The sequence below is a fragment of the Bacillus sp. 205(2023) genome, from assembly GCF_037027485.1.
GTDB classification, from domain to species: Bacteria; Bacillota; Bacilli; order Bacillales; family Bacillaceae; genus Bacillus; species Bacillus halotolerans.
Map to the genome: position 1 here is coordinate 16,819 of NZ_JAXCHF010000017.1, position 21,821 is coordinate 38,639.

A 21,821-nucleotide genomic window follows, 5' to 3' on the forward strand; every position below is an offset into this window, starting at 1 on the left:
TCGCTAAAAATAGATTTACCGTATAAGTAAAAGTAAATAAGGTAAAAGGCCTTAGCAGAATCATTCTGCGATGAGAGTTCCTTTGGTGTGGTGTTCCGAGTAGAGATATTACCTCTAAATCTGTTATTTTATGAATTACCAGGAAGTCACAATTAATTATAAAACCCATAAGGTTTCATGTATAATCTATCTAGAACCAACTTTTTCGCAATATCAAAACTTTTAAAAAATTAATATAAATAGGGGGATTAACATGCTACTCTCAAATACAAATCTATACACTTGGAAGCCATTTTCTACTTCACCGCCACCGCCGTTTACTCCAGCTGTTGAATCAGCAGTGAATAAGCTTATATTTAAAACAGATTAAGAATCTGCGAAATATAAGCTGTTTCGCAGATTCGAAGGAGTAGACAATGAAATCTAAGATTCAGTTTATATTATCAATGATCATTTTCGGCACAATGGGTTTAGTTGTAAGATACATTGATTTATCTTCGAGTGAAACAGCTTTACTAAGCAGTTCAATTGGATGTCTATTTTTAATAGTCGTGTTTATGATGATGAAGAAAACCATTCCATGGAAATTAGTCAAAGCAAATGCTTACATCTTATTTCTTTCTGGTATTGCATTAGGAGGGAATTGGATCTTTCTTTATCAATCGTACGATCATACAACACTTACTAATGCAACACTAGGGTATTACTTTGCACCTGTGTTTGTCATGATTCTCTCACCATTTGTCCTTAAGGAACAATTATCTGTCAAAAAAATGGTTTGTATTGGTGTAGCGATCATAGGCATGTTATTGATTGTTGGAAATGGCATAAATGCATCTGGAACAGACGATCTGCTTGGGATCTTTTTTGGATTAGTTGCGGCTGCATTTTACGCTGCATTGATGTTACTAAATAAATTTATACACCGCATGGGCAGGCTGGAGATTACAATCATCCAACTTGGATTAACAGCATTGCTGCTCTTGCCATATGTGTTTTTCACCGAAGGATTCGGTATCTTTGGAGTATCTGGATCATCCGTTCCTATTATCATCATTTTAGGGATTGTAAACACTGGCATTGGATTTTGGTTATTTTTCTCGGGGATGCAAAAATTAAAAGGACAGAGTATTGCTATGCTAAGCTATGTAGACCCATTTGTAGCTATATTAATTTCTGCCATTATCCTGCAAGAACAAATGACCATTGTTCAAATGCTAGGTGGTGCACTCCTTTTAGGCTCAACATTTGTTAGCGAGAATAAATCAATCACATTTTCCAAAACGATTAAAGAAAACATCAGCTAAGTAACGTACAAAACAGGGGGAAGCATTTGTTCCCCACTGTTTTGTTTCTTTTGTTTGCAACTTGACCCAAACTAGCCTGACGATTACTGCCATTACCCTATTGTTCCTTGATTATTATATAGGGCATATCCTGTCAGCATTTTATTAAGTCCTTCTGAGTAATACGGCATTCGTTCATTTGCCTGTTCAATGTCAACCCATTCAATTTGCAATATCTCGTTTGGCTTTTTAATCACTACGGTTCCTCCAACAATTCGTGCTTCAAATGTAAAAAGGATAGCGTGATGATTCCTCTTTACATATTTCGCTTCGTTAACAGCAATTAAATTCCCTATTTCTACTTCAAAACCTGTTTCTTCATGCACTTCACGTATAGCAGCTTCTATTAACGTCTCATCAGGTTCAACTCTTCCACCTGGAAGTGACCAGTGTCCTTCATGATTATCCACCATTAATATCTGATTACATTTACTTTTAATCAACGCATACACAACTTTTACTTCTTCCATGGGAATCTCCTTTATAGAACAAAATTCATCCTCGGTTGATTTGTTGATTTTCTATATATTACTATAAATGATAACTGGTTATTTTCGGTAAGAAATCTCTCATAGCTTTTCTGCGTAAAAAAATAATACCAAAGGCAGTTAAACCCTTGGTATCATTAGGATGCGGCCGAGATGACTTGAACCTTCACGGGTTATTCACTAACAAGCCCTCATTCTGAAAGCTTATTTTCATTACACTCCGTATATTCATTTTCCGTCATTTCTATAAGTTTTTATGAATTGTGATTAGAAAACCGAAAGAGCCACGCCAGAAGCCTCTGCTAAAAACAACAAGTGTTCCTTGAACTTTCACAAGAAGGCTCTGCAGAATCAAACATTTGAGCAGTACCACGCATTCATCCCAAGTTCGCTAATAAAAGCGGACTGATATTTAATCTTTTAATCTCTTTTCCATCAGTTCTGCCATTTGTTTCGAATTTGGATTACCTTCATGTCGTAATTGATCAATGATATTCATATAATCCTTTTCATTTCGGTTCTGACTTAATTTATATGAAGCCTGAATTTCTCCTACCTTCATCTTAAATCCGACAATACCTTTCAGCTGACTTTCTAAGAGCTGAGGAGAAAGCTTATCCCATAAAACTGGATTCTTGCGGTGTTTTTCGTATTTTTGCAGCAGCATTGTCAGGTCATGTTTTAACTCTTCTTCGTTCAAAATGCTGGCTGTACCGTATACATGTACGGCTTGATAGTTCCATGTTGGGACGTTTTCCTTTTCATACCAAGAGGAAGAGATATAAGCGTGCGGTCCCTGAAACATAACAAGCACATCTTCACAGGTTTCAAATGTTCTCCATTGAGGATTCCCATAAGCAATATGCCCCGTTATATAGTAAGTATCACCCTCTTTCATTAACTGCAATGGCAAATGAGTTGCAATTGGCTTCCCTTTTGCTGTTGTGACAATTGTGCCAAATGAGTTGTTTTGAACAAAGTCCCAAATGTCATCGACATTTGTAACCTTATAGTATTTTGGAATATACATATAAACCCGCCTTTCATAAAAAGTTATACGAGTGTTTTGATCATGATAAAGTCTATTTGTTCTTCATCACCCATATAAAAAGAGTGAGCTCCAGTTTGAACAAACCCCATTTTCTCATAAAAAGCAATAGCATTTTCATTTTTTTCCCATACGCCTAGCCAGATTTTCTTTTTATTAGATTCCAGCGCAATCTCCACAGCTTTATTGAACAGATATTTACCAAGGCCATGTTTTTGAAATTTGTTCTTGATATAAATCCTCTCGATTTCTAGTGATTCATCACCCATTTCTTCAGACTGAGCCTCATTGGTATTGACCTTTAAATATCCAGCGACTTCATGATTAAAATAAACAAAAAAGAATTGTGAAGAGATATTAGATAATTCCTTTTCCAGCTGTTTAGAATGAAACGCACTTTCCAAATAAGCTTTCATATTTTCAGGTGAATTCTGGTCTTTGAATGTATCATTGAATGTTTCAATACTTATTTCTTGGAGTATTTTTAAATCTTCATGGCTGCACTTTTTTAGTTTTACACTCATGCTCATATATGCTCCTTTTATAAAATTAATAATCTCTCTTGTTCCCTTTTTTTACATACTCCCAGTCAACTTCTACATTTTTTCTCATTCTTTGAAGAAGGTGAAAAATGGTTTCTGCTTCTTTTTCAGAAAATCCTGCTAATGCGACACTATTCGAATGATCATTTTCTCTTTTTATAACGGGAAACACATCTTTCCCTTTTTCTGTTGGAAAGAGTTTTTTTATCTTTTTGTTATGTTCATCATCCATCTTTTCAATAAAACCATTTATTTCGAGTTTTTTTATTGCACGAGCTGCGGTTGTTCGGTCTACTTTAATCATTTCAGCTAACTTTTCTTGAATGATTCCTGGGTTTTCACATATTCGGACAAGGTACAAATACTGCCCTTTTGTGAGGTTATATTCTTTAAATTCTATATTGCTTATCGAATCTAATGCCCTGGCAATCATTCCGATTTCGCGAAGAATTTCCTTCATCATGACCTCCTTAGTGCATATCTTTGTTGCAAATACAACAAAAATGACCTATATTGAATATAACGTAGCTTTGTTGTATTTGCAATAAAAATAACGAAAAAGAGGTCGAGTAAAGTGAAATATACTTTTTATGTAGTAGGAATTTTCATTTTAACTCTTGGTATTTCCTTCACTATCCAATCAGACCTTGGAACTTCACCCTTTGATGCAGTTGTGGTAGGACTGTCTAAAAATGTGGGGCTTACAGTGGGAAGCTGGGAAATCATAATAGCGTTCATATTGATATGCTGTAATTCAATTTTAAACAGACAAAGACCGGAAGTTTTGGGGATGTTAACAGCATTTATAACGGGGATTGGGATTGATATGTGGCTTTTTTTATTGCACAATTTGCTAACACCTGACCTATGGTTCAGCAAAGTGATTTGTTTTGGAACCGGCTTAGTCGTTATAGGATTAGGAACTGCAACCTATTTGCACACAAATTTTGCACCAATTCCAGTTGACCGATTAACATTAATCATAAAAGACTTAACTAGAACAAATATCTTTTTTTCGAGAACATTCATTTACCTTTTATTCTTGATAGTAGCAATCATTTTAAATGGACCAATTGGCGTCGGGACTTTATTAACCGTTTGTTTAGGAGGAATAATCCTTAATGCCTTTATGCCATTTACTGAACAAATATTAGACCGCATATTCACACACTCTAGTACATCATCACATGATGACAAAGATAAAAAGCATTCAATATAGTCTGCTTCATGTAAAGAGAAAGTGGTTTTTTATTTTCGCAGTTTCAAGACACAAATATGATAGGTGATTCCTCAATGACATCTACTCGTATATCGTGTGGCCATCATTTCAAAAAACTGTCTAGATTTATTCGATTGAGCTAACATTCGTTACCACTCCTTAAACAATTTTTTCGAACTTTCATATCTATTCCATGGTAATATTTAGATATAACTAACTGAAAGGATTGGACAATGATGGTATTTGAAGCTAAGACTTTGTTTACTGAAGCTGAAAAACGAAAAAAAGATGATAAAAAACTGAAAAATCAACTGATTAAGCTAAGAAAAGCATGTAAGGCTGTTGATGGTGAGGAATGAAATAATGAAGAAACTGAGAAATATTTTTTATTGCAATGTTGTCCTGATGCTGCTCGTCTTATTGCTCGTTGGGTGTATGGGCGGTAAGGAAGAAACATCAAATAATGATTCTGCATTACAATCTGAAGAAAATAATAATGAGACTAAAGATAGCAACCAAATAGCTAAGGACGAATCAGAGGCAACAACAGGATCAGAAGAATCCATAACAAAGAATTCAAATGAAAATGCTTCAAAAGAATCCTCAGCGGATGAATCAAAAGAAACCTCTTCAGAAGGACAAAAAAACGAGGCGAACAGCGAAAAAGACAATGTATTGGCGGAATATTCTTCTGAGAAAATCGAATATGCCAGAGTTTGGTTGCAGCTTGGAGCAAATCAAGAGATAGATGAATTGAATGTTCGGCATATTTCGGCTGGCGAACCACTCAATCCGAATGATGACACCAGTGCTGGCTATCCTGAAGATGTTATCCAGTTAGCAGGCTCTCGTTTAGTGGATGGATCTGTAACTTATAGCGGTAATGGCGATGGCACGATTAAAGTATACAATGTTCCTTTACGCTGGGATTCCTCTGATGATTTAAGTAAAGGCGTAATGCGGGAAGTGACTGAGAATATAATAAAAAATACAAAAACAGTGTACGTTGATACAGGAGACAGTGAAAAAATCAAGCGCCTCATTGACATAATGGCTGTTCATTAATCAGTAATCGTTTTCTTCAAACGAAAATGCCAATAAAATAAGGGACGGTTCTTTCATACATTGAACCGCCCCTCTGTATTTTATTCTGACACAAGAAATACCAAGGGGCTTAAAATTCTTGGTATCACGGTTGCCTTCATCCTTCAATGCTTCTTGCATGACAGATTCATAGAAATCTCACTTAGCAAAATGCCTTCCTGACGAATATCCTAATCCTTTAATCCCTTTCCATCGAGAATTTTCTTCATATATTTTTCAACCCTTGACTCTCGAGTTTTGGATTGTTTGGCTTGAGAAAAATAAAGAATGTATGCTCTTTGCCGTCCCGGGGTCAATGCTTCAAAAGCTGTTTTCAAGGCAGGGATTTCATCGAATTTATGTTGAAGTTCTTCTGGAATGATGTATTCCGTATTCTTTTTAACATTCACTTCCAAACCGGCTTTTTCAACTTCAATGGCTTCATCAATATAGGCTTTCAAGATGGGTTCCATTTCAGCTATTTCCTGAACATTGGTGAACCGGATCTGGCGCGCCGCCTGTACATTCTCCGTTTGTTGGATGAGAATCCCATGAGGATCCTGTAACAAGGCGCCTTTGTGAAACAGAAGCGCACAATATTCTTTAAATCCATGTATTAAAACGACGTTTTTTTTATGAAACGTATAACAAGGATGCATCCACTTAAATTCTTCAGTCAGCTCACAGTCAAGAACGATATTTCTCAACCGCTCATATTCTTCTTTCCACTTTTCAGCTTTACTTAAAAATTCATCAACCTTAGGATTCGTTCTGCTATTTGTCATCAGGACCCCCCTCTTTTCCAAACAGTTTGCTTTTTCATCACGTTAGCTTCACCGGTTTGATCGTACTTTCCTCTAACAATTTTTTAGGCTCTTCACCCATTTAGATATCACGCTCTTGATTTTTCTTCATCCCCTTAATTGGTATTTTTGACATCACGGTATTTGTTTTATGCTCCTATCAGCAATTATATAGGTCCCGTCTTTATATGTATTCATAGATTAAGCTTAAGACGAAGTTTATGCAACAATAAAAAAAGACTCGGACAAGCTATTATAACAACGACAATAGATGTTTATGTTTCCCCAACAAACAAAGAGAAACTGCTGACCGTTTAAATGACTTACAGGTTAGGTAAGTCCGGCAGTAGACAATTTCAAAACAAGCACAAAAAAATACCAAGGCAGTCAAAGCCCTTGGTATCATTGATGTTTACTTAGGAACAACCCTCAGTTAAGGTGAAAAATTAAGATGAAACAAGATAAAAGCAAACGCTTATACTTGATTTAATAATATTTTTCTATTCCTATGATAGTATTTTAGCTTTATCCTAAACTTAAAATTCTTTTTATTACATTAGGAATAACAAATGACCGTTTGATTTCTTTATTTACTTGAATAATGTCTTTTTGTGTTTTCCCATTCTCTTCCCAAGTGACTTCTACTGTATAATCATTATTCGTATTTGGTGGATCTGCCATTATTGCTACTGCTACTTCTTTAGCATTCTTAGGTTCATCTGTTGCGTCACCTGATGCCTCAACAACACCATTTTCTTTAAACACAACCTCTTTTATTGAAAACTCAGAATCCCTTTTCCATGTAATATGAACCGCCCATAAGTCTTGCCTTGCAAGATCTATGTCTTTTTCAGGAGAATAGATAACACTCCATTTTCCATCTTTTGAATTACCCTTCAATATAGGGGGTTGGTGGATGCCGGCATAAATAAACCAAGCTAAAAAAACTAGCAGTGCAACAGAAAAAATAATTGTTAAAATAAACTTACTTTTTTTCATTTTTAACTCCAATCTTTCTATGTAATAAATAGGATGTAAACTTATTATATTCTAATATGAATAATTAATAGTAATATTAGGGATATAAACTCATTGAAAAGATTGGACTGGACAATGAAGGTATTTGAAGCAGAATCTTTGTTTATATGAAGCTTAAAATCGAGCAAAAGAAGCTTTTTATCACGATCATGTTGGTGTCACTGATCAATGGAAGGCCTCTTTCCTCAACATTAGGGATAAAGCTTTTCAATAAAAGCAACTATTATATTAAGATTTAACCTCTTTATTCCTATCAATTAATAAGGTTACTACAACACTAATTATGCTGACTAACGTTCCTAAAACAGAAACAAGAATTGTCAAAAAGCCATTGGGAATAAGAAATCCAATTGGAATCATCCCCAGAAAAGTTAAAACGATAAAACATTGATATACTCCAGATATTATTCTTACAACCATGTTGCCAAAAAAGGACATGGCTAATGGAGGGATGAATAAAAATACAACTATCCCAATTGATATCATTAAGATCATAGGCTCATCAAATGAAATGACATTATCTCCAGGGGAATCTTTAGCAGCCACTAGTATAACAACTATAGACATCATCAGTGTAAGTAAAACCAGAAAAAACCTTTTTAACATCGTTATGACTCCTTTTTTTATAAATGTACTTATAAACGGGTATCCCGCCTTTTTCCATTTCATAACCATTTTATATTATTCAATGAAAAAATAGGCAGTCAAAACGCAGCTACCAATAATATTTATCACCACTTACTATTAAGGCATAAATTTACATATTGGTAAATAACCACATTATATTCATATGTGACTTTGCAATGCTTTACGTTTTTCTTTGCAGCTTCCAAAGAATTCAAAAATTGTTCCTAGGCTCTTTCATATTCTAAAGAATCAATCAGGTTTCCTGCTACAATAAATGGACAACGTATAATTTGGACAGTTTCTTACACTCCAAAAATGTTGAGTGCACGATTTGCAAAATTTTTGGAGAAATACGTTTGTTTCATATAATATACATAAGACACTTTGAAAAAAGCCGGAACAGGACTTCTGACAAATGTGTGGGTTGTTTTGCTTGCAGCCAGTATCATGCGTCATAAATATCAAAGGAGGCAAAAACAGTATGAAAATCATTGTTACCAGTATATTCGTACAAGACCAAGACAAGGCACTGGAGTTTTATACAGAAAAGCTGGGGTTTGTAAAAAAGGAAGACGTTCCTATGGGGAAATTCAGGTGGATAACACTTGTTTCTCAAGATGATCAAGATGGAACCGAACTTTTACTCGAACCAAATGAACATCCTGCCGCTAAGGAGTATCAAAAGAAGATATTCGCCGAGGGCTTCCCAGCAACAATGTTTGGCGTTACAGATATTCAAAAAGAGTACACACAATTAATGGAAAAAGGCGTGAAGTTCACGATGGAGCCGACAAAAATGGGAGAAGTCACAATAGCTGTCTTCGACGATACATGCGGCAACCTCATTCAAATCATACAGAAGTAGCTACATGACGTTCTTATATTAACACCTAATAGTCAAAACGATTAAAACAGATTTTACTTTGATATATAATGATCTAGGAATCATTGGCTCATTTATCTATACTCATAAATTATAATGGCGGTGGCTTATTATGACTCTGAATGAAATAATGGATTACTGCCTGTCTTATCCAGACACCTATAAAGACTATCCTTTTGGTGAAGGATGGACTGTGATGCGTCACAAAGGTAATAAAAAGTTGTTTGCGCTTATCTTTCATCTAGATGGTCATCTATGCATCAATCTTAAATGCGAACCTGAGCGCGCCAATTTTCTGCGCAGCATCTATAAGGAAGTGAAACCCGGTTATCATATGAATAAAGACCACTGGAATACCATTATTTTAGATGGTGCCCTCTCGAAAGAAACTCTAGGTGATATGGTGCAACATAGTTTCGAATTGACAAAGCCGAAGAAGTCTCATAGCTAAAATGAAAAACTGATCTATGTTAATTAGTCGAGTTACACGGACCAATTGACCTTTCCTTTATTGGAAATATTACACGTTCCGTATTGTTTTTGCTTGATCTGATTTATTGAAAAAAGTTATTGACAACAAAAATATTATCATGTTATTATTAAATATTTTGATTATCCACCTCCATGTATGGTAAGCTTAAGAAGGTTACCATATACGGAGGTGGATGATATGTTTCAAATTGGCGATAACATTGTTTATCCAATGCACGGAGCAGGTATAATTGAAGCCATAGAAGAAAAAGAATTCTTAGAGGAAAAACAACAGTATTATGTCATAAAAATGTCAATCAGTAATATGAAAGTTATGATTCCAACGCGTAAAATATCGAGTTCAAGTATACGACCAGTTACTGATATACTTGCATTAAAACACATTATACACATTTTTCAGCATGGAGAATCAGATAGGTTACTGCCGTGGAAACAAAGGTATAAAGTAAACACGAACAAAATAAAAACGGGTGAAATACAAGACGGCGCTGAAGTTGTACGTGATTTAATGCGTATGAAGAAAGAAAAAGCACTTAATGCAAGCGAAAAAAAAATGTTGGATCATGCATATGAATTTTTGATCAGTGAACTGGAAGTAATTAAAGGAATTACTGAAAATCAAATAAAAAGTTTCTGTTAAGGTTAATATTACACCCTGAAAACATTCTGAATTTTTCGTTAGTATGACGATTAAAAGTAAATCATTTCAAAGACGTTCAACTTTTTTAACTTACTTTTAGAACATTAACCTCTTTTGTTATTCCTACAATCGAATCCATTTTTATTATTTAAATTTCTTCAACGAACATTTGAAGTTTATCAAATAGTCACTTGATTTTAGTACCTGATTCACACTGGCACGGACAAGGAGCCGTAAGGATGAAAGAGAGGTAGGGCTTTCATTGTTTTAGGTATATCTAAGTGATTATTTCCAGAAAAAAATCAATCAATCTCCCCTCTATCTTTAAGAATTTCTTATATCCACTGCGACAGTCAATAGTAATTGTTTATCTTCTTTTCATAAAAGAAATACACGAGTTGGTAACATCTAAATATATGGTCAACAATAAAAAATGATTTGTAATTCATTTAACATAATAAGAGTCAACGCAAGAATTAGTAACGAGTTAAAGAAGCCTGCTTCTAATAAGAATCAATCTTATGAAAAAATTGAAGTTGGTTGAATTCTTGTAGATGAACCAGCTGTTATTTTAATTAATCAACAATACATAAAAATTGTTGATTGAACGAAGAAAAGGAATGATCCTTTTTGTTTACTGCTGGTAATGAATTAAAAAAGGAGAGTGTCGGAATTCCTTCTATAAAATAAAAATAGCGCCAACCTTATTTAAAACAAATCGGCACTTCGTTTAGCGTGACACTTTGGCGGATGGCACACGACACATTTATGTTGGCCTTTTTTTGAATTTCGTAAATGTTTTTTGCTTCCTCGCTACATAGTATTGGTCCCGAACTACGGCTGCCAAGCATTTGGAACAAGAAAAGAAAAGATAAACTTTTAATCAAATGGTTCGCAGGACTTGAGATTGTGAACTCTTGTACTTAAATTACGGGCAGGTTAGCCAAAAAGAAAGCATATAGTCGAAATAAAAAATAAATAATTTATATACATTCCGCATATTGTCAATCCAGTATGTTATACTGTAAACAAACCTTTGAAGCGTTAAATCTTTTGCTATTACCTTGTAACATCTCCCTACTCGAACGTTGAGTAGGGTTTTTTTATTGATTATTATAAGAGAACATAAAAAAACAGGCCCTATACAAAGAGCCTGTTTCTATAAAACGATTTAAGATTAAGAAGCTTTTTGAACGTTAGCAGCTTGAGCTCCACGAGCACCTTGCTCAACGTCAAACGTTACTTTTTGACCTTCGTCTAAAGATTTGAATCCGTCACCTTGGATTGCAGAGAAGTGTACGAATACGTCGTCTCCATTTTCACGTTCGATAAAGCCAAAACCTTTTTCTGCATTAAACCATTTAACTGTACCTTGTTCCATTTTTGTTGCCTCCTAGTGCGTTACCGCACATTGTATTACTATCCCTGCCCAAAGTATCATCAAGACGAAAAGTCAATATTCATACTATCCTTTACACCGAACAAAAATAATTCTTCTTAATCATAACACGAAACGGAAATAAATACAAATTAATATTATCATTTTATTCACGGCATTATTTGTTAAACATGTGGATGCCAGCGCAGAATAAAAATCCTATTCATCCCTATGGTTTGAAAACACCGTGAAAATAAATCATGAGTGTCTTCAAACCTTTTTCTTTGCTTAATCGTACTTCATTATTGATTGTTAAAGATCGCTTTAAAACACTCAGCTTTTTCTTGTTCAAGCGCAAGATATTCTTTTAAAAGCTGGACTGTTCACTGGGAAAGCTTTGTTTTTGCAGATGTTTCCAAACGGCCACTCATGGTATATGCCCATTTGCCAAGATGCTCATAAAAATATAAAACTTGACCTCAAATCATCTTCCTTTTCTTCATATATTAATATGGTCTTCTAGCTCTCTTTATGTTGACACTCAAAAATCAATCCATTTTTGCGGTAGTATTTCCTTACTTGTCATGTTTGTTCCTCAAACAATCAATGTTTACGGTCTAAATAAACCGATTCCCATAGGGGAGCAGGGAGAGAGTTTGGCTCGATAAAGAGCCGGGTATAATCTTCATACGCTGCTGTATCCCGGCTGGCTCTGCTAATAAAGATTTAGTTGAGCTGGAAATCAGCTTCTCATTTCCAATAATTTAACATAGGGATGGGAATGATACTTATCATATGTGGAGTATGACAGCTGAGACTTCAAAGGCCATAAAACGTTTTCTATACTTAAATTAAGATCATCAGGGAAGGGGAAACTTTAAAGAATGAAGGAACAAAACTTAAGGACTTTGAGAAAACTGGTTACACCTTATGAAAAGTCCGATTTACAAAAAAGTATTTGTCAAATCATTAACACATTGGCACCATTTTTCCTGTTATGGTGTTTGGCATATAAGAGCTTGTCGATTTCTTATTTCCTTACATTAGCGATTTCTGTCGTTGCGGCGGGTTTTTTAGTGAGAACCTTCATCATCTTTCATGATTGCTGCCACTATTCCTTTTTTAAGAACAGAAAGGCGAATCGAATCCTTGGAACAATAACAGGAATTCTGACTCTGCATCCTTTTGATCATTGGGCACACGACCATTCTGTCCATCATGCGACAAGCAGCAACCTGGACAAACGCGGTACAGGCGATATTTGGGTACTGACCGTTGAGGAATATAAGGAAGCCTCAACGAAGACAAAAATAATGTACCGTTTGTACAGAAACCCGTTTGTTATGTTTGTTATTGGGCCGATTTACGTCTTCGGGATTACCAATCGTTTTAATCGTAAAGGGGCAAAACGCAAAGAGCGGATGAATACATATGTAACGAATTTGGGGATCGTCGTTTTGGCAGCACTTTTATGTTGGGCTATTGGCTGGCAAAACTTCATGCTCGTTCAGGTGCCAATTTTTATGATATCGGGATCCCTCGGAATTTGGATGTTTTATATTCAGCATACGTTTGAGGATTCTTATTTTGAAGAAGATGAGCATTGGGAATATGTAAAAGCAGCTGTTGAAGGAAGCTCGTTTTATAAGCTTCCAAAAGTCATGCAATGGCTAACAGGCAATATCGGTTTCCATCATGTTCATCATTTAAGCCCGAGAGTCCCAAACTATAAGCTTGAAGAAGTACATAACAGCACTGAACCATTGCAAAACGTTCCGACCATCACACTGGCAACAAGCCTTAAGTCGTTAAAGTTCCGCCTATGGGATGAAGAAGGCAAAAAATTTGTTGGTTTTAGCCACTTAAAAAAAGCTTCTAAAAGCCAAGCATCAGCGCGGCTAAGAACGGATTAATTAAACTCCCCATAATCGATGATAAGGGGCAATGTATCTTGCAGAATAAAAGTGCAGACTCGCGCAAAGGTTTTGTGCAGAGGTCAGCACTTTTTTAATGCCAGATACACTTGCAGACTCCACAATGCGGTACATTTATTGCCGTATTTTCCGCAAAAAAATAATACCAAAGATGGTTAAACCCTTGGTATTATTGGGATGCGGCCGAGAGGACTTGAACCTCCACGGGTTATTCACCCACTAGGCCCTCAATAAAGTGGAAGTATATTGTCAGTTACAAAAGCCCGTCATTTCAAGCATTTGAAGTCATTCATTACACTCATTTACATCATTTTATATTCATTTTGGGCACAAAATGGGCACTGTTTTCCAGACAGTAATCCACTGAATATTGTGTAGTTATGCATATGTCACTCAAGTCTCTTCATGGGTGTTCCTAAAGGGGCTTAATAAGTCTAAGAAAAAGAAATGATATTCCCAACAATAAAGAAACCCGTTTAAACTTAAAAAATATGTTTAAACGGGGCAATAGACTTACCACTCTTGAGCAGTAGGTGTAACAAATACATCATTTATCAATACATCAGAAGGCTGATCGACAACAAAAGCAATTGTCTTCGCGACATGCTTTACATCAATAGCTACTTCATCCAGGTTATTCAATACACCTTTCACGTCACTGTCTGTGACAGTATCTTGCCAATTAGTAGCTATAACACCAGGGGAAACCATGGATGCCTGTATGTTATACTTAACAGATACCTCTTTGCGCAAGCTTTCAGTTATTGCCTTCACAGCAAACTTTGTTGCGCTATAGACACCATGCCCCTCTCCTACTGCATGTCCTGCAATAGATCCAACATTTATGATTTGTCCTTTTCCTTGCTGTTTCATATGCGGCAGTACTGCTGCGATACCGTACAGAGTACCTTTCAGGTTTAAGTCAATCATTTTTTCCCACTCATCTACATGCGCATTGTCCCACATAGAAAACAACATGAGACCAGCGCAGTTGATTAGCGTGTCAACTCTATCGAATTTTTCAATAGCATAGTCGATTAAGGCTTGGACGTCTTCTTTATTGGTAGCGTCCGTTGCTTTGTATACAGCAATCCCGTTATTACTTGAAATACGATTTACAATCTGCTGAAGCTTATTTTCACTTCTTGCAGCCAATACAACCTTTGCACCATTTTCAGCAAGATAGCTTGCTGTTGCCTCACCTATTCCGCTTGATGCACCTGTAATGACAACAACCTTATCTTCAATATATGACATGACAAAAAAAACTCCTTTTTTGTACGTGATTCCTTATTTTCACAAACCCGTTTATCCGTGTAAATGAAATACCTTACCAATCACTTTCCATTCTCCATTAACTTTAAGCAACTGATGATAGTCTGTGTAGGACTCTCCGTAAGCATCGTTTTCTAGGCTAATACGAGCTGTGGCAATTGTGCCTTCTACATCTAAAATGTCGATTCTTGACTTGAGATCTGGCGCGGCGCCTGCTTCATCAACAAAATCCCATAAATTCTTAATGGTGCCTCCGAGAAAACCATTAGAATTATATCCATACATTGTCGCATCTTTGTGGAAAGCTGGCTGCATAACTTCTTTCTTTCCAGTCACAAGTCCTTCTACATACTTGCCGATCACCTCAACTATTTGGTTATAATCCTTGATTGGTGTTTTACTCATTTTCTATTCCTCCTTATGTTATAGATTGAAATGAATTAAAAACGGAAACCATCAGTATACTGTTTTGGTACAGATGTCTCTTTTCTCAATTGTTTAGCAGCTTCAAGAGTCCAGTAAGGATTTCTTAGCATACCTCGTCCAACAGCGATAAGATCTGCTTCTTCATTGCCGATGATCGCATTAGCTAATTTTGGATCATCGAGTCTTCCTACAGCGATTACTGGAACTTGTAACGCTTCTTTGATTCTTCTTGCAAGTGGAGCTTGGTAAGCTGCGTGTGTTCCTGGTCGTCCCCAAGCAGCAATCTGTCCTTCACCACCAGAGGAGATATCAAACATATCTACTCCTGCTTCTTGATAGGCTTTAGCGAATTCGATGCTTTCTTCTATGCCATATCCGCCCTCAACATATTCTTTTGCAGAGATACGCATTAGTAATGGCATTTCGGCAGGCATTTCTTCTTTAGCAGCCTGAATGATTTCTCGACCAAATTTAGTCAAGTCTTTACCATATTCATCATCTCTTTTGTTTGTAAGTGGAGAATGGAACTGATGAATCAAATAGCCATGCGCCCCATGGATTTCGATCGTATCAAAACCAGCTTTGATTGCACGTCTTACCGCTAAACGGAATTTTTCTACCATTCCTTTCACTTCTTCGGTTGAAAGCGCTCTTGGTGTTTTAGATTTCTCATCAAAAGGGATTGCGGAAGGTGCAACCGGTACATCTGCATCTTCAGCTTTACGCCCAGCATGCGCAATCTGGATCCCCACTTTAGCTCCATGCTTATGAATAGCTTCGACAATTTTTGCAAGTGCCGGGATTTGTTCATCGGACCACAAACCTAAGTCATAGTCGGAAATTCTTCCATCAGGTTCTACATCGGTCATTTCAATCATGATAAACCCAGTTCCACCAACTGCACGGCTTACGTAATGCAAATAATGCCAATCAGTTGCAACACCGTCTTTCTTGTCGACAGAGTACATACACATCGGAGACATGACAACGCGGTTCTTCAGCTCCAAATTCTTAATTTTAAAAGTACTAAATAGATCTTGCATGTTTAAACATCCTTTCTTCCTAAAATAAATGTATGTGTCATACATATAAAATAACATATGCATGCATCATGCATACAATTTATCTCTAAATCGTTAAAAAGTCAAATCAAAGAGCTTTTAAAATTTCAAGCCCTTTGACAGATAAAGCTGTTTATAGTTCATTTATTAGCTCTTTCACTATTGTATCCAAGTTATGCGTTTTTAAATGCTTTTGTAAGATCTCATGGAAAACCTGAAGACTTTTCTGAAGTTTATTTTCCCCCAGTTCCGTCAATCTGGTATAGGTGCCCCTGCGATCATCTGAACAAATATGTTTCTCTAAGGCACCACAACTGTTGGCCTCCATGTTCCCCACCAGTCTGGAAAGAGCACTTTGGCTTAAACCTATCTTTTCCTGCAACTGTTGCAGCCTAAGGCTTTTGTCCGGTGACTTAGAAAGATAATAAAGAACATAGAACTCTTTAATCGAAAGGCTGAATTCAGCCTGTAATATGCTTTCCAATTCCTTTTTTATTGTATTTTGTATAGTATCCAGCGATAACCACTGATCCATGAACTCATTTGTATTCATAACTTAACTTCCCACCAGTCGCTCAAGTATATTCTTTTTTAAGTATATGACAAGCAGACTTTTTACTCAAATCATTAATTGTATGTATGCAGCAAGCATATATTTTGATACATTTGTATTTACATGGGATATTGGAAACAAGAGAAGGAAAATCTAACTTTAAGTTCTTCTTGGGAAGTTATGCTAAATTTTTTATTTGAAATGAGGGATTAATTTGAGCAAAGTATTCATTATTGGAGCGAACGGGAAAGTTGGTAAAAATCTAGTTAATGTCTTGAACGAAAAAAAGGAACATGATGTAGCCGTCGGATTAAGGAAAGAAGAGCAATTTTCTTACTTTGAGGATAAAGGTGTTCAACCAATTCACCTAAATTTAGAAGACGATATAGAAACAATAACCGAAGCCATCAAAGAGTTTGATGTTGTTGTCTTCACAGCAGGATCTGGCGGACATACAGGTCCAGATAAAACACTTATGATCGATTTAGATGGAGCAGCAAAGGCTGTTGAGGCAGCTGAAAAAACTGCTGTAAAGCAATTCATTATGGTCAGCAGCATTGATTCAGACCGACGGGATTATTGGAAACCAGAGAGTATGAAACCTTACTTTATTGCGAAACATTATGCTGATAGAATTCTTAAAGAAAGTAATCTGAACTACACCATCTTACGACCAGGTGTTCTTTCTGACGAAAGAGGAACTGGAAAGATAACCACTGACCCTGCTGGTTCAGAAACCTCTCGTATATCCCGAGAAGATGTGGCACGCGTTATAGAAGCATCAATTGGAAACGAGAGAGCATACAGAAAAATCGTAACGCTTTTAGAAGGAGACACCCCCATAGAATCATTGTACAAATGATTTAAAATACTTGGGAAAAAGGGCCTTATGCTGGGCTCTCTTTTTCTGATGATATAAATAAATGATTATCTCAAATTCTTTTAATACTATACACTAATTCCAACCTTGGTTGGCTTAATATAAACTTTCAAGGGGATTTTGTTATGAAAACTACCTGTTCTTTAGAAACGCTATATTATCTTACAACTGAACAGAAATCACTTCTCTCGAGATGCTATCCATTGTGGGTGAATTGTCTAATAACAAGTAGGGATTTTGCTAACAAGCTAAAGGTAACAAAAGCTTGTTTTGAAGAAATCATCACGGTTTACGATTCTCTTGTATAGTTTACCAATTCTGATAATACGTAAGATAGGCTAAATTCTGAAAGTCCGTGAGACAGAAAAAGCAGAAATAAGGATATGCTTAAAACCATTTCAAACTTTCTAAGGAGGAAAAGTTATGGAGGACATTAACATTTACACAGTGCTGCTTGTCATTTGTTTTGGTTTTTTAGCTGCGTTTATTGATTCTGTTGTAGGAGGAGGCGGATTAATCGCATTACCTACATTGTTATTCTTAGGATTGACCCCAGCTCAGGCTGTTGCTACAAACAAATTAGCCGGAACAATAGGATCATTAACAAGTACATTTATGTTTTACCGTTCTGGAAAGATTGACTTTAAATCCATTTCCAAGTTATTCCCACTCGTTTTCATCGGTTCGATGGCCGGGGCATGGACAGTCCATTTAATGGACCCCGAATTGCTTAAACCTTTAATGCTGGTTATGCTGGCAGCTGTCGCAGTTTATACCATCCTTAAAAAGGATTGGGGAAGTATCTCAACCTATAAAAAACTATCTGTCCGCCATTTTATTATTTTTATCCTTTTAATTTTTGCAATCGGTTTTTACGATGGATTTCTCGGACCCGGAACAGGTTCATTTTTAATGTTTGCTTTCTTAATGATCGGATTTGATTTTTTAAAAGCTGCAGGCAATGCAAAGTTTTTGAATTTCGGCAGTAATATTGCTGGCTTGCTGATGTTTATGTACCTAGGGCAAGTCAACTATACATATGGTTTGCTAATGGGACTTGCACAAATTGCTGGCGCAGTTTGTGGCTCAAAGTTTGCAATTAGAAGAGGTAGTAGTTATGTGCGTACTTTATTCATTGTGGTAACCTGCTTGCTGTTAGTTAAAAACGTGTATGATTATATTCATTGAAAGTCTCTCGTTACTTAATAAAAGAGGCTTTCTCTTTCAAAAAGGCAACGCCCCCTTTTTTAATACAAGGTCTTCTAATTGCACTTATTTTGAAAAATACGCCATAGACCTTTCATTTGCCTACTGAATAATTTACGACAAAGCAAGCAACCTCTAAATCCTTTAATATGGTTGAAGTAAGGACCCTATTTCAATATTTCGTTCAAATAAAAGAGGAAGGGTTCTAATCCCCCTACCTCTTTATGCACCAACTCGGTCTGCTGCAATATTGAAACCACCATTTGAAGCATTGTCTGTATCTGCAAAGTGAGTAAATGCTAAGATGCTACTTAACACCATTACTGTCAATAGAATTCGGCTGATCTTCATTTATAATCTCTCCTTTCTTTCTTTTTCGTCTCGCCTCAATACTAATATGATAATACTCATTTGATAGCTCTAAATTCCCCCGATGGTGAAAATAATGCCCAATTTTGGTTGCGAAATTTTCAACGTCAGCAAACATTTTTCTGTCTGCAAGATAAGAAAATGCTTCATTAATTAAATGATATTCACCATTAGAAAAAAGTCCTTCCCAAATTTTAAACTTTGCTGTGTATTCCTTATCTTTGTTCTTATCAGCTACCTCTTTACCCTGCAAATAATATTCCTGGGCAACATTAAAATTATTTCTTTTCGCCTCAACATGAGCCATAGCAAATAAAGCTTTCGTTAAAAAACTGTGTTCAGATTTTTCAAAATTTTAATTGATAAGTCCAGATGATTAGCAGCCATATCGTAATCCTTTAATTCATAACAAATTCCAATATTCATGTGAGACATACCAATCAAATGATGAATTCTTATATCCTCTGCAATATCTAAAGCCTTTAAAAATTGCAGTAAAGTCATTTCAAACTCCAAAGAATCAATTAAATTACCTGCTACAATAAATTGACATCGTAATGTCTGGACAGCATTTTCATCATAATTTTTAAATATCTTTAGCGCGCGATTAGCATAGTTCATTGAGAAATAAGTCTGTTTCATATAATAATAAACGTACGACACTTTGAAGAAGAATTCTGCCCTTTCTATCTCATCCTCAACCTGATATAACTTAGTTTCAGCTATCCTATAAGCACTTATAGCACTTGTTAACTCTTTTCGTCTAAATTCGTACATACCCAAGAAAAAGAAATAATAATATTCAAGCATTCCTGTCAATTGCCCCTGCTCTTCTATTTCCTTTATTGTTTCATAAGCACTATTTAGATCATCTATTTCTTTTGATTCCATATAAGATAACATTATCTCATGCCTGAATTCTAACAACTGATAATATAACAAAGCGTCTTGGTTCTCTTCCATATTTACTAATTCAGCTTCTACTTCTTTTTTTATTCTCTCAGCTTTTTCAACTTGATCATTCTTTATCAAATTGTACCAAGCATTTAATTTTTTCGTAACTAGATCATACGGAATTTTAGTTTTATCTAAAAGTATCGGACGCAAGAAATATCCCCCACCCTTACATAAATTATGAGAATTTTTACATTAATTGTATTATGTCAGATTTAATTTAAGTATATAAAGATGAATTGCAAAAAGGTACATTATATTTACTCCTTTGCGGTTTTTTTGCGGCTATACTAATACTTTTGCGACTTCACGCTAAAACCCATTTAAAAAATAGGGGTGTTTACGGCTTGAAAACAAACATTGTATAATGAGAGACAATAATGAAATTGAGGTGAAAATATATGTTTTTAGCTCCACTATTTGAAAATGATGTTCCAGTAGCACTTCTCCGCCCTTAATGGAGTAAAGTGACTACTTCTCTCCGTTAGGGCAATTATTGACCTAATTTTAAATACGGAGGGAACAAAAAAATGAAAAATACCCTATTAGGTTCTATATATTTAGCTTTAGCCGCTAGTATCTGGGGTGGCATGTATGTTGTGGTTAAGGTTGTTGTCGCAGTTATTCCGCCTTTTGAATTGGTTTGGATTAGGTATGTAATCGCCATCCTTACACTTCTTATCGTTGGTTTAATAAAGAGACAATCTTGGAAAATTAATAAACGCCACCTTTTATTAATTGTCGTCATTGGATTAGTTGGCAACACAATTTCAATTGTTACGCAAGAATATGGAACGATGTTGTCTTCAGCACAAATGGGAGCAATTATTACGTCTTCCACACCAGCGTTTATGGTTATTTTTGCCCGACTATTACTCAAGGAGCCCCTTAATATAAAAAAAGGAGCTTCAATTATATTAGCCACAATAGGCGTATTATTTATTGTTGGAAACGGCCATATTGATACATCCAATCAAATTGGCGGTATTTCTCTACTTGTTGCAGCACTTACATGGGCACTGATGTCAGTGCTTATCAAACGTGTTCCAAGCAGTTATTCACCTATACTTGTTACAACATATTCAACTTTTGTTGCCATTGTGGCACTAACTCCTTTTATAAAACCTAGCACGATTTTTACGTCACAATTATTTGACGCTAAAATTCTAGGTGGTCTTTTGTATTTAGGAATTGTTTCAACAGCTTGTGCCTTTTTATTGTGGAACCGTGGACTACAACTATTAAATGCTTCAAGTGGGGGCCTCTTTTTCTTTTTTCAGCCTCTAGTTGGAACTTTACTTGGATGGCTTCTGCTGGGAGAACAAATAGGCGGGACATTTTGGATAGGCTCATTTTTAATTCTTAGCGGTGTGTTATTAGTTATTAAAGAGAAAGAAAAAGAAGTAAATTCATAACTAAAAGAAAAGCAAACTATTTCATATAGTTTGCTCAGGCTGTCGAGAAAATCTCGACAGCCTTTATTTTTTCTTAAAATATCCATTCTCATGTAATAAAATAAAAGAAAGACTTACAAGGACGGTGTCTTTCTCATGTTGCACACAAGAAATTCTTCTCA

At 35.8% G+C, this 21,821-nt stretch carries 23 protein-coding genes and 3 pseudogenes; 11 read left to right on the forward strand and 15 right to left on the reverse strand.

Annotated elements, in window-relative coordinates; genetic code table 11:
• The first annotated feature begins 416 nt into the window (after window positions 1-416).
• Complete coding sequence (locus WA325_RS20370; RefSeq protein WP_336184135.1) at window positions 417-1,307, forward strand: DMT family transporter; 891 nt, start codon at window positions 417-419, stop codon at window positions 1,305-1,307.
• Between the two features lie 92 nt (window positions 1,308-1,399).
• Here the strand turns inward: WA325_RS20370 and WA325_RS20375 are convergent, their stop codons facing one another.
• The 4 genes from WA325_RS20375 to WA325_RS20390 all read right to left on the reverse strand — a co-directional run bounded on the left by WA325_RS20375 (window position 1,400) and on the right by WA325_RS20390 (window position 3,884).
• Window positions 1,400-1,816 (reverse strand): NUDIX hydrolase, encoded by a 417-nt coding sequence (locus WA325_RS20375; protein WP_105955132.1) that lies wholly within the window; start codon window positions 1,814-1,816, stop codon window positions 1,400-1,402.
• A 430-nt stretch (window positions 1,817-2,246) separates the two neighbouring features.
• Window positions 2,247-2,864, reverse strand: coding sequence for an FMN-binding negative transcriptional regulator (locus WA325_RS20380; RefSeq protein ID WP_336184136.1), 618 nt, complete (start codon window positions 2,862-2,864; stop codon window positions 2,247-2,249).
• Between the two features lie 23 nt (window positions 2,865-2,887).
• Entirely contained in the window at window positions 2,888-3,406 is a 519-nt protein-coding gene (locus WA325_RS20385; RefSeq protein ID WP_105955134.1) for a GNAT family N-acetyltransferase, read from the reverse strand.
• A gap of 25 nt (window positions 3,407-3,431) precedes the next feature.
• Window positions 3,432-3,884, reverse strand: coding sequence for a MarR family winged helix-turn-helix transcriptional regulator (locus WA325_RS20390; protein WP_044161669.1), 453 nt, complete (start codon window positions 3,882-3,884; stop codon window positions 3,432-3,434).
• Between the two features lie 114 nt (window positions 3,885-3,998).
• Between WA325_RS20390 and WA325_RS20395 the strand changes: the two genes are divergently transcribed.
• The 3 genes and pseudogenes from WA325_RS20395 (at window position 3,999) to WA325_RS20405 (ending at window position 5,708) form a co-directional block, all read left to right on the forward strand.
• A complete protein-coding gene (locus WA325_RS20395; RefSeq protein WP_202853906.1) occupies window positions 3,999-4,643 on the forward strand; it encodes a YczE/YyaS/YitT family protein in 645 nt (214 codons plus the stop codon).
• Window positions 4,644-4,876: 233 nt separating this feature from the next.
• Window positions 4,877-4,987 (forward strand): annotated as a pseudogene (locus WA325_RS20400) (hypothetical protein); the annotation flags it as partial.
• Between the two features lie 19 nt (window positions 4,988-5,006).
• A complete protein-coding gene (locus tag WA325_RS20405; protein WP_336184137.1) occupies window positions 5,007-5,708 on the forward strand; it encodes a hypothetical protein in 702 nt (233 codons plus the stop codon).
• 209 nt (window positions 5,709-5,917) lie between these two features.
• Here the strand turns inward: WA325_RS20405 and WA325_RS20410 are convergent, their stop codons facing one another.
• The 4 genes and pseudogenes from WA325_RS20410 to WA325_RS20425 form a co-directional block, all read right to left on the reverse strand.
• Entirely contained in the window at window positions 5,918-6,511 is a 594-nt protein-coding gene (locus tag WA325_RS20410; protein ID WP_105955137.1) for a YdeI/OmpD-associated family protein, read from the reverse strand.
• Between the two features lie 543 nt (window positions 6,512-7,054).
• A complete protein-coding gene (locus WA325_RS20415; protein WP_202853903.1) occupies window positions 7,055-7,528 on the reverse strand; it encodes a hypothetical protein in 474 nt (157 codons plus the stop codon).
• Between the two features lie 267 nt (window positions 7,529-7,795).
• Window positions 7,796-8,173 carry a hypothetical protein gene (locus WA325_RS20420; protein ID WP_105955138.1) on the reverse strand — a complete coding sequence of 126 codons (378 nt, stop codon included), beginning with the start codon at window positions 8,171-8,173 and terminating at the stop codon, window positions 7,796-7,798.
• A 248-nt stretch (window positions 8,174-8,421) separates the two neighbouring features.
• Window positions 8,422-8,586, reverse strand: a pseudogene (locus tag WA325_RS20425) (tetratricopeptide repeat protein); the annotation flags it as partial.
• 89 nt (window positions 8,587-8,675) lie between these two features.
• On the opposite strand from WA325_RS20425, the gene WA325_RS20430 reads away from it, so the two are divergent.
• The 3 genes from WA325_RS20430 (at window position 8,676) to WA325_RS20440 (ending at window position 10,209) form a co-directional block, all read left to right on the forward strand.
• Window positions 8,676-9,059: a VOC family protein gene (locus tag WA325_RS20430; protein ID WP_105955139.1), complete on the forward strand. Its 384-nt coding sequence runs from the start codon at window positions 8,676-8,678 to the stop codon at window positions 9,057-9,059.
• A 130-nt stretch (window positions 9,060-9,189) separates the two neighbouring features.
• Window positions 9,190-9,528: an MmcQ/YjbR family DNA-binding protein gene (locus WA325_RS20435; protein WP_105955140.1), complete on the forward strand. Its 339-nt coding sequence runs from the start codon at window positions 9,190-9,192 to the stop codon at window positions 9,526-9,528.
• Window positions 9,529-9,747: 219 nt separating this feature from the next.
• Entirely contained in the window at window positions 9,748-10,209 is a 462-nt protein-coding gene (locus WA325_RS20440; RefSeq protein WP_105991449.1) for a CarD family transcriptional regulator, read from the forward strand.
• Between the two features lie 1,177 nt (window positions 10,210-11,386).
• On the opposite strand, the gene cspC is transcribed toward WA325_RS20440, so the two are convergent.
• Together cspC and WA325_RS21515 are read right to left on the reverse strand one after the other, a co-directional pair.
• The gene (cspC, locus tag WA325_RS20445; RefSeq protein WP_010333137.1) at window positions 11,387-11,590 is read right to left on the reverse strand and encodes a cold shock protein CspC; all 204 of its coding nucleotides are present in this window, start codon (window positions 11,588-11,590) and stop codon (window positions 11,387-11,389) included.
• Between the two features lie 600 nt (window positions 11,591-12,190).
• Entirely contained in the window at window positions 12,191-12,313 is a 123-nt protein-coding gene (locus tag WA325_RS21515) for a molecular chaperone TorD family protein (protein ID WP_105955230.1), read from the reverse strand.
• Window positions 12,314-12,471: 158 nt separating this feature from the next.
• Here WA325_RS21515 and WA325_RS20450 point away from each other — a divergent pair, with 158 nt between their 5' ends.
• Window positions 12,472-13,500: a fatty acid desaturase gene (locus WA325_RS20450; protein WP_336184138.1), complete on the forward strand. Its 1,029-nt coding sequence runs from the start codon at window positions 12,472-12,474 to the stop codon at window positions 13,498-13,500.
• 534 nt (window positions 13,501-14,034) lie between these two features.
• Here the strand turns inward: WA325_RS20450 and WA325_RS20455 are convergent.
• The 4 genes from WA325_RS20455 to WA325_RS20470 form a co-directional block, all read right to left on the reverse strand.
• Window positions 14,035-14,778, reverse strand: coding sequence for an SDR family oxidoreductase (locus WA325_RS20455; RefSeq protein WP_336184139.1), 744 nt, complete (start codon window positions 14,776-14,778; stop codon window positions 14,035-14,037).
• A gap of 51 nt (window positions 14,779-14,829) precedes the next feature.
• A complete protein-coding gene (locus tag WA325_RS20460; RefSeq protein ID WP_336184140.1) occupies window positions 14,830-15,201 on the reverse strand; it encodes a nuclear transport factor 2 family protein in 372 nt (123 codons plus the stop codon).
• Window positions 15,202-15,236: 35 nt separating this feature from the next.
• Window positions 15,237-16,265 carry an NADH:flavin oxidoreductase/NADH oxidase gene (locus WA325_RS20465; protein ID WP_336184141.1) on the reverse strand — a complete coding sequence of 343 codons (1,029 nt, stop codon included), beginning with the start codon at window positions 16,263-16,265 and terminating at the stop codon, window positions 15,237-15,239.
• 151 nt (window positions 16,266-16,416) lie between these two features.
• On the reverse strand, window positions 16,417-16,836 hold the full coding sequence (locus WA325_RS20470; RefSeq protein WP_101670025.1) for a MarR family winged helix-turn-helix transcriptional regulator: 420 nt from the start codon (window positions 16,834-16,836) through the stop codon (window positions 16,417-16,419).
• A 214-nt stretch (window positions 16,837-17,050) separates the two neighbouring features.
• On the opposite strand from WA325_RS20470, the gene WA325_RS20475 reads away from it, so the two are divergent.
• Together WA325_RS20475 and WA325_RS20480 are read left to right on the forward strand one after the other, a co-directional pair.
• Window positions 17,051-17,698: an SDR family oxidoreductase gene (locus WA325_RS20475; RefSeq protein WP_105955151.1), complete on the forward strand. Its 648-nt coding sequence runs from the start codon at window positions 17,051-17,053 to the stop codon at window positions 17,696-17,698.
• Window positions 17,699-18,139: 441 nt separating this feature from the next.
• Window positions 18,140-18,904 (forward strand): TSUP family transporter, encoded by a 765-nt coding sequence (locus WA325_RS20480; protein ID WP_167559272.1) that lies wholly within the window; start codon window positions 18,140-18,142, stop codon window positions 18,902-18,904.
• Between the two features lie 325 nt (window positions 18,905-19,229).
• Here the strand turns inward: WA325_RS20480 and WA325_RS20485 are convergent.
• A pseudogene (locus WA325_RS20485) lies at window positions 19,230-20,398 on the reverse strand (response regulator aspartate phosphatase).
• 377 nt (window positions 20,399-20,775) lie between these two features.
• On the opposite strand from WA325_RS20485, the gene WA325_RS20490 reads away from it, so the two are divergent.
• Window positions 20,776-21,660, forward strand: coding sequence for a DMT family transporter (locus WA325_RS20490; protein WP_105955152.1), 885 nt, complete (start codon window positions 20,776-20,778; stop codon window positions 21,658-21,660).
• Window positions 21,661-21,821 lie beyond the last annotated feature (161 nt).